The organism is Nostoc sp. 'Peltigera membranacea cyanobiont' 232 (assembly GCF_002245985.1).
In the GTDB taxonomy this organism is placed as follows: domain Bacteria; phylum Cyanobacteriota; class Cyanobacteriia; order Cyanobacteriales; family Nostocaceae; genus Nostoc.
Genome location: NZ_NOLK01000066.1, coordinates 30,421 through 42,235, shown reverse-complemented (window position 1 = coordinate 42,235; position 11,815 = coordinate 30,421). Strand labels below are relative to the sequence as shown.

Here is an 11,815-nt window from a genome sequence, read left to right as displayed (position 1 = left end):
ACTAACTCTTTACCACAATGGACACATTCAATGAGCGAACATTCTAAAATTATTCGTTTGGCGTTACTGAATTTTCGTTGTGGGCGATGACGCGGCAATTTTACTATCACTAATTTTTTACTGATGTATCGTAGTCCAATTGGTCTTTAAATACTTGTAAAGCATCATCAGGATTAGGATGGGTAGACAGCCATTGTTGAAGTTGAAAAATCTTCCCAAACAGCTTGTTAGATGTCATACTTTGCTTGAGTTGTTGTTTAGCAGAACGAGCGACTTCCCAAACACTTCAAAACTCTCTCTGCTGCTGCTTCTAGCTTGCCACTGTCCCGTAGCCTACTGATGTGTAGTGTAGGCGTAGCCCGCCGCAGGCATCGCTTTCTTGGTTAATTTCTCAAAAGAGTTATATTGCGAAATTATTTTGACTACTTTTTGTGTCGTATTTAATCAACTTATACAACTCAACCATCAATCAGACTATCGTATATACTCGATTTCAAACGTCTGGTTGTTACATTGACGATAATAAGACCAATTAGAAGCATTTGGAAAGCTTTTTGAGAACAGACTGTATAGTAACCAAATAAATCTAGGTTTGAAAGTGAACATTTTATCAAACAATATAATGTCGCATACATTGATTAATTTCACATTGCAAATATACTGATGAAATATCATCCCCAATGTACAGGTTAAGCTCATCTAATTTGGTATAATATTAACCTTACAGTTAATAAGGCTCATCGGACTCTAAATTGTTCTTTTGCCGTGTGCGATCGCCTTTGGCATCTCCCCGTCAGAGAAATCAAAATTTTAAATAACTCAATAAAGTTCTTAAAAGCAGCTATCTAATATTAAGTAAATTGGGAAGAAAAATATTATCCAAGTTGCATATTTAAAAGTTGACTATTTTGTCAATTTGCAAGTTCTAAATGCTTAACCAGAGAATGAACAATGCCTACACAACCAACTTATCCAGGCGTTTACATAGAGGAAATTCCTAGTGGTGTACGCACGATTACAGGCGTATCTACCTCTATTACTGCTTTTATTGGTCGTTCTTTACGCGGCCCTGTAAACGAGCCGATTACTATCAATAGTTATGGCGACTTTGAACGCATTTTTGGAGGATTGTGGCTGAATAGCACCCTTGGCTATGCTGTACGAGACTTTTATCTCAACGGTGGTAGTCAAGCAATCATTGTCCGACTCACTCACTCCAAGTCTAAGCCGGCAGAAGGTGAAGCTCCAGCACAAGCTGAACCTACAGCTAAGAAGGCACAACTAAATGTTAATAGTCTCAACTTGGAAGCAGCAAATGAAGGTAACTGGGGAAATGCTTTAAAAGTGCGGATTGAATACGTAGATATTAATGTAATACGTGATGCAGAGGCACAAAAACTATTCAACATTACAGTTCTGGATAATAGTACAGGTCAACAGGAAGTATTTCGGAATGTATCAGTGCTTCCAAATCACCCAAGACGAGTAGATAAAGTCTTGTCAAATGAGTCTTATTTAGTTCGATTTAGAAATGAACCTCTGCCAACAGAAAGACCCTCTGCTCATGCCCAACCAGCATCGGATAAAAAATTGTGGGGTGATAACGATACAAACACCAAAGCTGAAGAAAATAGCGGTGCAGATGGTGATGATCTAGATGTGAACGACTTCACTGGGTCAAATAAGGAAGGAAATAAAGAGGGTCTTTATGCTTTAAATAAAGCCGATCTTTTTAATATCCTTTGTATTCCACCCTATAAAGCCGACAACAATATAGATTATGATTCTTTAGTAGATTCATCTGCTGAATTTTGTAGAGATCGGCGTGCATTTTTTATCATTGATCCGCCTAGCGATTGGACTAATAAGGATGCAGCAAAGAGTGGTATTCCGAACATTGGTGCAGCGACTAGTTATGCTGCTGTTTTCTTTCCTAGAATCAAACAGCCAAATCCCTTACGAGATAATCAAATAGAAGAATTTGTTCCTTGTGGTGCGATCGCTGGTGTATTTGCTCGTACTGATGTTCAACGTGGTGTGTGGAAAGCTCCAGCAGGTACAGAAGCAACATTGACGGGTGTACCACAATTGAGTGTACCTCTAACAGATCCAGAAAATGGGGAATTGAATCCTCTGGGAATCAATTGTTTACGAACTTTGCCAGCTTTTGGTCGTGTGATTTGGGGAGCGCGGACGCGACGTGGAGATGACCGTCTTACCGATGATTGGAAGTATATTCCGGTTCGCCGTTTTGCACTTTTCTTGGAAGAAAGCCTTTATCGCGGTACGCAATGGGTTGTCTTTGAGCCAAATGACGAGCCATTGTGGGCACAAATTCGTTTGAATCTTGGGGCTTTTATGCATACTCTCTTCCTTCAAGGAGCTTTTCAAGGTCGTAAGCCGGAAGATGCTTACTTTGTCAAGTGTGATAAAGAAACAACAATCCAAAATGATATTAACTTAGGAATTGTCAATATCATTGTTGGTTTTGCTCCTCTCAAACCTGCTGAATTTGTCATTCTCAAGATTCAGCAAATAGCCGGACAAATAGCAGTTTAAGGAGAAATATATGCCTTCTATTTCAGGTAAGCGTTTTGACCCCTACAAAAACTTTAAGTTTGTTGTGAAAATCAATGGTAAAGAAGTGCTTGGGGTAAGTAAGGTCAGCAGTCTGAAGCGAACCACTGAGGTAATAGAACACCGCACAGGTGGCGACCCTAGCACTGTCTATAAGTCTCCAGGACAAAGTAAGTATGATGCTATTACCTTAGAACGAGGTATTACCAAAGATCCTGATTTTGAAAAATGGGTAAACAAGGTCTGGGCGCTTGGTGGTAGTCCAGAAGTGTCTCTAGCAGATTTCCGTCAAGATATCATCATTGAGGTTCGTGATGAAGCTGGTAAGCCAGCAACTTCATATAACGTTTTTGGTTGCTGGGTTTCGGAATATCAAGCTTTACCAGACCTGGATGCGAGTGCTAATGCTGTCGCTATCGAGTACATAAAGATAGAAAACGAAGGTTGGGAACGGGCTTCATGATTAACTAAGCCGAGTTAATCATGATTTAGTTGTTCAACCAGCAGGAAATTAATTATGCGATCGCTATCAGCCTCGGAACTGTTAAATATCTGGGAATGGGGACGTAATCAGCCATCTTGGTCTAAAGCAATCAAGCTACTAGCTAGTGCTTGCTCTGAAACCTCCATAGATATGCTTACCCAACTCAGTCTCGGTCAGCGCGATGCTATGCTGCTGACATTGCGAGAGTGGACATTTGGTTCGCAACTGCTTAGTCAAGTGACTTGTCCAAACTGTGGTGAAGTCTTGGAACTTAATTTTGATGTTGCAGATATGCGTGTAGCGTCACTGTCACTTGAACCAGCAGAGAAATATTGTCTTGAACTTGCTGATTATGAGGTGAGTTTTCGTCTACCAAACAGTTTAGATATGATAGCGATCGCTGAACATACACAGCCAGAGATTGCCCAAGAAGTTTTATTGGAACGATGTATTTTAGGAGCCGTGAGTGACGGTGAATGTCTGCCGTTTCAGCAATTGCCATCTGATGCGATCAATGCAATTATTAGCCAGATGGCTCTGGTTGATCCTCAAGCAAATGTACCAATCGATATCTCCTGTTCCACTTGCAACCACCAATGGCAATCATTGTTTGACATTGTGTCTTTCTTCTGGGCTGAGATTCACACTTGGGCATTTCGAGTTTTGCGAGAGGTGCATACTTTGGCTGTTACTTACGGTTGGCGTGAAGCTGATATTTTGGCGATGAGTCCCAGACGGCGGCAATTTTATTTAGAAATGGTGGCGGGCTGATGAGCAATTATCTTTACCAGTTAGTAGCTAAAAGCTTTAACCTGATTGATACAATTCAACCTCTTGTGTTATCAGTCTTTGAACCGTTACCAGAGTCTACACTTGACTGGGAGCCATCGATGACCACAGAAGAGACTGAGTTGGAAACAACATCCGAAGCAGAGAAATTTCCCAACTTTGAGAGTGTACAGTCTTTGGAGTCGCGATCGCCTGCAACAACAGGGCAAATATTTGAAGAGATAACCAACAGGCTCTCAACTAATTTAACTTCAACACCTGTTTACTCTTCCCGACAAATACCAGAATTAACTCCTGATTTGGCAGAGAAGCCTAACTTTGAATTATCTCTCGGTGAGCTTTTCCCAGAGTCAGTACTGAGTCAAATCACCACTGACAATCTGCTGCTGACTCCAAACCCAGAGCTAGAAACAAACAATCCTCCACTAATCACTGCTCCTACCCGATTAGCACACAAACAACTAACGGACATTGATTCAGTTGTTTCTTCCGTTCAATCACCAGAGCTAAGAAGTCGGAAACAATTTCTAACTCAACCTTTTTCAGAATCAGAAATGATTTCACCCGCTACAAATCAAGTAGCATCTTCTCCCAACTCAGATCCGTTTAAGCCTTCACCTGTAGCAGAAACAAAGCCTTCTCTATCAAGTCGTGTCGTTTCTGTACTCACCACAAAATCAAATACTTCTCTCTTAAACCCAATCGATCACCAAAGCCAGTCTAAACCTGAATCTTTATCTGAAAAACCAATTGAAATTAATCCTTTAACTTTATCTTTGCAATCATTATCAAATACTTCTCTCTCAAACCCAATTGATCGCCAGAGTCAGCCTCAACCTAAATCTTTATCTGAACAACCAATTGACATTAATCGTTTAGCTTTATCTTTACAGTCACCTTTAAAACCAGACTTGCAAATATATTTTGACGAAAATTTAACAGTTCCATTCGTTCTTCAAGAGAAAATATTTTTGCAGCCAAGTCTAAATACTACAATTTTCAGGACTGCGATCGCCAAGGAAAATAATGCTCCTGTCTCAAGGTTAGTTGTTGAAAAATTGGGAGAACTTACAACTCAATTATTCAATAACCAACCAATTGAAATTAATCGAGTAGCTTCTCTTTATACCTCACCATCTGACTTTTCACATTATATGGACAAGTCAACACGAAACCTAATCCCCGATCAAGCTTTTCTACTAGGGAATGGGGAGAATTTAAAGCCTCTTGAGTTGCAGAAGAGAGGTTTGGAGAGCGAAAAGTTTGAGCGGAGGTTTCCGGCGATGGCGGAGCCAATGCTAAGGGCTAGCAAAGCTTTTCAAGAGAGAAGTTTTGCAGAACCCGTGAAAAGTCATACTTCACCACAGGTACAGCATCTCCCACAATCTCCCACTCAAGTGCAAACAGAAACCAGCACTATCCTATCAATCCCTAGCGTTCTACAACAGGAAAAATTTGCAACTGAAAACTTACATAAGCAACCAACAGAAATTAATCAAGTTTTTACCCATTCTCTGTCACCACAGGTAGAAATTTTTGAACTATCTCCCGTTCAACTTCAATCAGAAGCAACAGCGATGTCTACGACCGACTTTGCCAGCGCATCTGATATTGCTCAAGTATTGCCTTTAACACCTGCGCTAGCAGTAGAAACTATTACTCCCACTTCAAATACGGCAATTCAGCTACAGGAACAACTTGTGAATGAATTGCCACAACAGCAACCATTACAAATAAGTGGGAATATTTCATCTCCTCCAGTGCAAAAGTTGATCAGTTCAGAAATATTATCCAGTCAGATTTTAGAAGAACCAACAGCGATGTCTACGACAGGCTTTGCCAACGCACAGAGTCCAGATTCGCTACAAGCGATCGCACCGATTATTGATAAGACGTTATCGAATTCACACAAACAGACCTTAACACCCACAATTGACAGAGAAACAAACGTTAGACTACCACATTCTAAACTTGCGTCTGATCTGCCAGAAATTCCCCAGAGGTTTGTCCACAAAAACGTTTTATCAATCCAGCCACTGCTAACAGATGTATCTCCCAAACTATCTTCGCTTCAGACAAACAGTTCTACTGCATCATTCAGAGATAATTTATCATCATTTATCACTTTCCAACCTGCAACTCAGCTAGCTGCTATTCATTCAGATATAATACCAACGCCAACTCCTGCTTTACATCCTTCAACCGCCGGAATTGACATACAACCGCGAGTCAGAAAAGCTGACTCTCACTTGTCTGATTTTCGCGGAAATGAAGCTTCTGTTCAAGAAGTTGGCTCACAAAATTATAATACGAATTATCATAAACATACTGGTATCCAGAAAACTAATCGCAATGAAGGTATAGTTTCCAGCCCAGTTGATAACTTAATATTGCCCCAGAACACGCCTCCTAATCTCTCCATGTCTGCGGATAGGGACAAAAACGGGGTGCAGTCTTCATACTTTAGGCAATTAGAGGAATCTGATTTAAGACCACTTTCTGGGTCAATCAATGACATGACTGTAAAAAGTTTGTCAGTCATTGCAGCTAGTAGTAAAAAAGACCAAAAGCGATACTCAGAGCATTTGGAAACACCACCTGTTATTCAAGTCACAATTGGTCGGTTAGAAGTTCGTAGCACAGCCCCAGTACCTCCTCTACCTCGACCAAAGCCCCGTCCAGCACCGTCTGTGATGAGTTTGAATGAGTACTTGCAGCGACGTGGGGGAGGTAAACGATGAGCAATGCCTTAGCCATAGCTGCTGTCACGATCACATTGCGTCACCTATTACAGCAAAGGTTTGACGCTGAGAGTTCTGGTAGAATCACTGTGACGACACGACCATTAGATAAAGTGGGAGATCATACTGTTAGTAGTGGCGATCAAGTTAATCTGTTTCTCTACGATACTCAGATTAACGCGGCTTGGCGGAATATGGATATTCCTTCTCAAGTGAAGCCTGGTGAAACAGGACAGCAGCTTTTGCCGTTGAACCTCTATTACCTACTGACTGCTTACGCCCAGAATGATGACTTCCCAGAACCCACAAGTCATCGGCTATTAGGTGTGGCTATGAGTGTTTTTAACGATCATCCTATAATTACTTCTGCTGATATTACAGCAGCCTTGCCTATTACCAATCCTCCAGAGTATGACCTTGATCAACAGGAGGAACAGGTGCGAATTGTTTATCAACCGCTATCTGTGGAAGAAGTATTTAACCTGTGGTCAACTTTTCAAGCCCCCTATCGGGTTTCAGCTGCTTATGAGGTATCAGTAGTACTGATTGAAAGCAGCCAGCCTGCAAAAACTCCGCTACCGATTATTAAACGTCAATCTAGCGATCGCGGGCCAATTGTTCAGTCAGATTTGTCGTCGCCCTTACCCACACTAGTTTCTCTGCAATTGCCTAACCAGCAAGCTAGCGCCAGATTGGGTGATATTCTGATTTTTAATGGTTTTCACTTAGACGCTGAAAATGTAGTTATATATTTTACAAATATTCGTTTAGAAATTTCTCTGGAGGTGTCACCAATAGCTACGAGAACGGCAACAGATATTAGAGTCCAATTACCTGATGAACCTGTAAACTGGGCGGCGGGTTTTTATACTGTGGTAGTCGGAGTAACGCGGACTGGCGAACCAAATCGGACTACCAATGAATTATCTTTTGCCTTAGCACCAAAAATCTTAGACATTACACCACGACAGGCAACAGCAGATGCTAATGGCGAAGTAACCCTCACTTTGATTTTAAGCCCCCAAGTGCGACCAAGACAGAGGGTTGCATTATTGTTAGGCGATCGCGAAGTTCTGGCTCAACCACATCCAACTCAAACAGATAGGCTGGAGTTTCGGATTGCAGGTGTTACACCGAGTGAGTATTTTGTGCGGGTGCGGATTGATGGAGTAGATAGCTTGCTGGTAGATCGCACAGTCACACCGCCTGTTTTCGACCAGAATCAGAAGGTGGTGATTTTATGAGCAACCTTGATTCCTGGATGCCAAACAACGAAGAATATTTAGCGAATGCACTAGCTTGGTTACGCTGGCGTTTACGTAAGTTTGCACAGTTACCTGATACTGAGATAGCTGATGTTACAGAAAAGCCAACGGCTGAGGAGATGAATCCACTCCCGGCGCTGCTTCTGTTGAGCCAGAAGTTAGGTCTGTCTGATTTTGAACAAGAGATTTTGCTGTTATGCGTTGCAATGGAATTAGATCCAGGTATGGCGCGTCTTTGTGCTAAGGCTCAAGATAATGCTCACCAGCCTTACCCTACCTTTGCCTTGGCTTTATCCTTATTCGATGAACCTACCTGGGATGCCCTTTCTTGGGAACGACCTTTGCGTTACTGGCGATTGATTGAAATTTATCAGTTGGGAGTTCAACCTCTTACGAGTAGTGGTTTACGGGTAGATGAACGAATATTAAATTACATCAAAGGATTAAATTCTTTAAGCGATCGCTTGGCATCATTAGTGATACCACTAGAAACAGAAGAATGGGATGTAAAATTACCGCCATCTCAAAATGCTGTTGTCGAAACAATTATTCAACAGCTGCGCCAAACGCAGAGAGAACAACGTTTACCAGTTATTCAGTTAGTAGGGGCAGATTCCCTCAGCAAGCAACTAATAGCCCAACAGGTAGCAGCCCAACTAGATAGGTATGTATATCGTTTATCAGTGGAACTATTGCCAACTCAGGCGGGAGAGTTAGAGACAGTTGCCCGTTTGTGGCATCGAGAAAGCTTGCTATTGCCGCTTGCCCTGTATTTAGATGCCCAAGAACTTGATGATAAACCTACTACAGAAGGACAAGCACTTCCCTTGCATCGGTTTCTTACCCGCAGTGGTGGTCTAATTTTCCTTAGCACTCGTGAAATTAGGCAAAACTTGGGTCAGTCCACAATTGTTGTAGATGTTGAAAAGCCAACACCCACGGAACAAAAAGCAACTTGGAGCAAAGCATTAGGAATCGTGGCGGATATTAGTCCGCGACTCTTGACTGGTCAGTTTAACCTCAATTTAGTCACAATTGAGCAGATTGCCCAGCAAGTGCTAGCTGAAACACCCAATCTTGAAATCCCAAATCGTTTGTGGTCAGCTTGTCTTGGTAATGCTCGTCCGCAATTGGATACTTTAGCTCAACGCCTCGACCTGAAAGCAACTTGGGATGATATTGTTCTAGCACCAGAAGAGACAAACTTGCTGCATCAAATTGCTGACCAGATCCGCCAGCGCAGCCAAGTTTATCAAAATTGGGGTTTTGACAAGCGCATGAATCGGGGGATGGGCATCAGCGCACTGTTTGCGGGGGAAAGCGGCACGGGGAAGACGATGGCAGCAGAGGTAATTGCTAATGATTTGCAACTCAATCTCTATCGGATTGACCTGTCGGCGGTGGTCAATAAATATATCGGAGAAACTGAGAAAAATCTGCGTCGTTTATTTGATGCGGCGGAAAATGGCGGGGCGATTCTGTTTTTTGATGAAGCGGATGCTTTGTTTGGCAAACGTTCTGAGGTGAGAGATAGTCATGACCGCCACGCGAATATTGAGGTGAATTATCTGTTGCAGAGGTTGGAGGCATATCGCGGTTTGGCGATTTTGGCAACCAATCTCAAGAGTTCGCTGGATCATGCCTTTATGCGCCGCTTGCGCTTTATTGTTAATTTTTCCTTTCCTGGCATTGCTGAACGTCAGGTGATGTGGGAGAAGGTGTTTCCACCAGAGACACCAACTGAGGATTTAGATTTTCGCCGCTTGGCACGTCTGAATTTGACAGGTGCGAGTATCCAAAATGTGGCGTTGAATGCAGCTTTTTTGGCGGCGCAAGCGGGTACACCTGTGACAATTGCGTTGGTGTTAGCAGCAGTGCGGACTGAGTTTCGCAAATTAGATCGACCTGTGAATGAGGCGGATTTTCGGGTTTCAGTACTTACGGGGGTAACAGTATGAATATCAATATTGATATAGAAAAGCTGGTTTTAGAGGGAATGTCTATTTCTCCCAGTCAGGGGCGAAAGTTGCAAGGGTTGGTGGAGACTGAATTGGCGCGATTGCTGAGAACAGAAGGTGTACCACATAACTGGGCTTCAGGTGGGGTGGTGTCTCATGTACCTAGTGGTGCGATTCAAGTAAAGCCTGGATCTAATCCTACCCAAATGGCGCAACAAATTGCACAAACAGTATATCGAGGAATGAAACCATGACTAGTAAAAGAATTGCACAAAGCGATCGGCAGCAAAAAAGTGATAAACCCCAAGAAAGTGGAATTTTACAGCGTGCTGCTGTTCGTTCGGTTTCCGACGCTGGGATGCAATCAACGGATGATAAAGAAGTACAGCCATTGAGTAATTCGGCTTTTTCCAAAGACTTTAGCCGAGTGCCTATTAGCACCACTAAACCACAGTTGATTATGGCGAAGCTGACGATTGGTGCAGTGGGGGATAAATACGAACAGGAAGCGGATCGGGTAGCAGCCCAAGTGGTGCAGCGAATAAATGCACCTGCGTCTGTGCAGTCAGGTGAAGATGAAACTGTTCAGCGAGAGAAGATGGAGACAAAAGATAACGAAGCAAGACTGATGCGATCGCCAATATTACAGCGTAAGTCAAGTGATGGTGAGATGACTGCTACGCCAGATATGGAAACCTCCATTAACCGAGCAAGGGGTGGCGGACAGCCGATGGCGAACAATATTCGGCAACCTATGGAACAGGCGTTTGGCGCTGATTTCAGTAGGGTGAAAGTTCACACGGATGCTCAATCTGATCGGTTGAATCAATCAATACAAGCTCGTGCTTTCACGACAGGACAAAATGTGTTCTTTCGGCAGGGGGAATATAATCCTGAGAGTCGAGAGGGGCAGGAGTTGTTGGCGCATGAGTTGACCCATGTGGTACAGCAGAATGGGGGGGCAGTGCTGCGATCGCAGTCACAAGCAAAAAGAGAAATGCCCTTAGCTACTTCTTTGAAACGAGATGAGTCTATAAATATTGAAAAGAAAATATCTACTGAGCGGCTCAGTTCGTCCAAAGTGCATCAGGGAAATAAAACCCGCTTGTCGAATAATCTAAAAACTAATTTTGAAAGCTTCTCAGGTACAATCATACAGTTAACGGTAAAAGAAGCAACTCCACAAACTCCAAATTGGGAAGATAATGCAAATGGGCAAAAAGCTGGGAGTCCGGAAATCCAAAATCTAAAAAATCATCCTAATAAAAAAAAGGGTAGTCCACCAAGCGTGTCACCTGTTGGTTGGAATGATGTTCTTTCTCAAGCAGTTAAAGTCAAAGGTTCATGGGTTAGGTTTCACCTGATTAATGATAACGTAGGAGGACCTGGTAATAACAAAAACAATCTTGTGCCAACTCCCCACGCAATAAATACTGGTACAACATGGAAGAATTTTGAAACAGATTTGAAATCACACTGGAACAAGGATCAGTGGATATGGTGTAAAACAATTGTAACTTATAATTCATCTTACCCAGACGGATTTCCAGAGACGATAACAGGAGTCTCAGAGTGGTATGATGCTGCATCTAATCAGTGGAAGACAATGGATAAAAGTAATACGTCTTTAGCTTTAAATAAACCAGATTTTGGTACAGGTGTCAAAACTCGTACACTCGATGAAATGACCGCGCAAACTTGGTCTTTACTGACAGGGGCAGGTGTGGGAACACAAGCAGTAAAATATCTTAATTCGCTCACTGCAATTAGCTCTTTTGATGATCTTTGGAAAGCATTATACGCAGAAAATGCACCGGAGGGTATGGATAACTATGAACAAGCAATTGACCGGGCAATAAAAGGTGAATCCAATACAGTTAATTTAGCAATAAGCTATTAAACCATATTTAGATTTAATGACAAAAACAATATACTTCTATGAAAAAAGGAAACCGCGTTTTGTTGTAAAATCCATGCCAATCCTATATAGAAGATATTTAA

9 protein-coding genes are annotated in these 11,815 nt (G+C 42.3%); 8 read left to right on the top strand and 1 reads right to left on the bottom strand.

The window, feature by feature from the left end; genetic code table 11:
- Positions 1–109 precede the first annotated feature (109 nt).
- On the bottom strand, positions 110–238 hold the full coding sequence (locus tag CDG79_RS44890; RefSeq protein WP_262985815.1) for a hypothetical protein: 129 nt from the start codon (positions 236–238) through the stop codon (positions 110–112).
- A 713-nt stretch (positions 239–951) separates the two neighbouring features.
- On the opposite strand from CDG79_RS44890, the gene CDG79_RS21420 reads away from it, so the two are divergent.
- The 8 genes from CDG79_RS21420 to CDG79_RS21385 are packed head-to-tail and all read left to right on the top strand — an operon-like array spanning position 952 to position 11,714.
- Entirely contained in the window at positions 952–2,559 is a 1,608-nt protein-coding gene (locus CDG79_RS21420; protein WP_094343924.1) for a phage tail sheath family protein, read from the top strand.
- Positions 2,560–2,569: 10 nt separating this feature from the next.
- On the top strand, positions 2,570–3,040 hold the full coding sequence (locus tag CDG79_RS21415; protein ID WP_094343923.1) for a phage tail protein: 471 nt from the start codon (positions 2,570–2,572) through the stop codon (positions 3,038–3,040).
- A 54-nt stretch (positions 3,041–3,094) separates the two neighbouring features.
- Positions 3,095–3,832, top strand: coding sequence for a T4 family baseplate hub assembly chaperone (locus CDG79_RS21410; protein WP_094343922.1), 738 nt, complete (start codon positions 3,095–3,097; stop codon positions 3,830–3,832).
- Positions 3,832–6,591: a hypothetical protein gene (locus CDG79_RS21405; RefSeq protein WP_094343921.1), complete on the top strand. Its 2,760-nt coding sequence runs from the start codon at positions 3,832–3,834 to the stop codon at positions 6,589–6,591. Before CDG79_RS21410 ends, CDG79_RS21405 begins: the two co-directional genes overlap by 1 nt.
- Entirely contained in the window at positions 6,588–7,835 is a 1,248-nt protein-coding gene (locus CDG79_RS21400) for a DUF4255 domain-containing protein (protein WP_094343920.1), read from the top strand. The genes CDG79_RS21405 and CDG79_RS21400 overlap by 4 nt, the downstream gene beginning before the upstream one ends.
- Positions 7,832–9,814, top strand: a complete 1,983-nt coding sequence (locus tag CDG79_RS21395) for an ATP-binding protein (RefSeq protein WP_094343919.1) — start codon at positions 7,832–7,834, stop codon at positions 9,812–9,814. The genes CDG79_RS21400 and CDG79_RS21395 overlap by 4 nt, the downstream gene beginning before the upstream one ends.
- Entirely contained in the window at positions 9,811–10,068 is a 258-nt protein-coding gene (locus CDG79_RS21390; protein WP_094343918.1) for a hypothetical protein, read from the top strand. Before CDG79_RS21395 ends, CDG79_RS21390 begins: the two co-directional genes overlap by 4 nt.
- On the top strand, positions 10,065–11,714 hold the full coding sequence (locus CDG79_RS21385; protein WP_189525073.1) for an eCIS core domain-containing protein: 1,650 nt from the start codon (positions 10,065–10,067) through the stop codon (positions 11,712–11,714). Before CDG79_RS21390 ends, CDG79_RS21385 begins: the two co-directional genes overlap by 4 nt.
- The last annotated feature ends 101 nt before the right edge of the window (positions 11,715–11,815 follow it).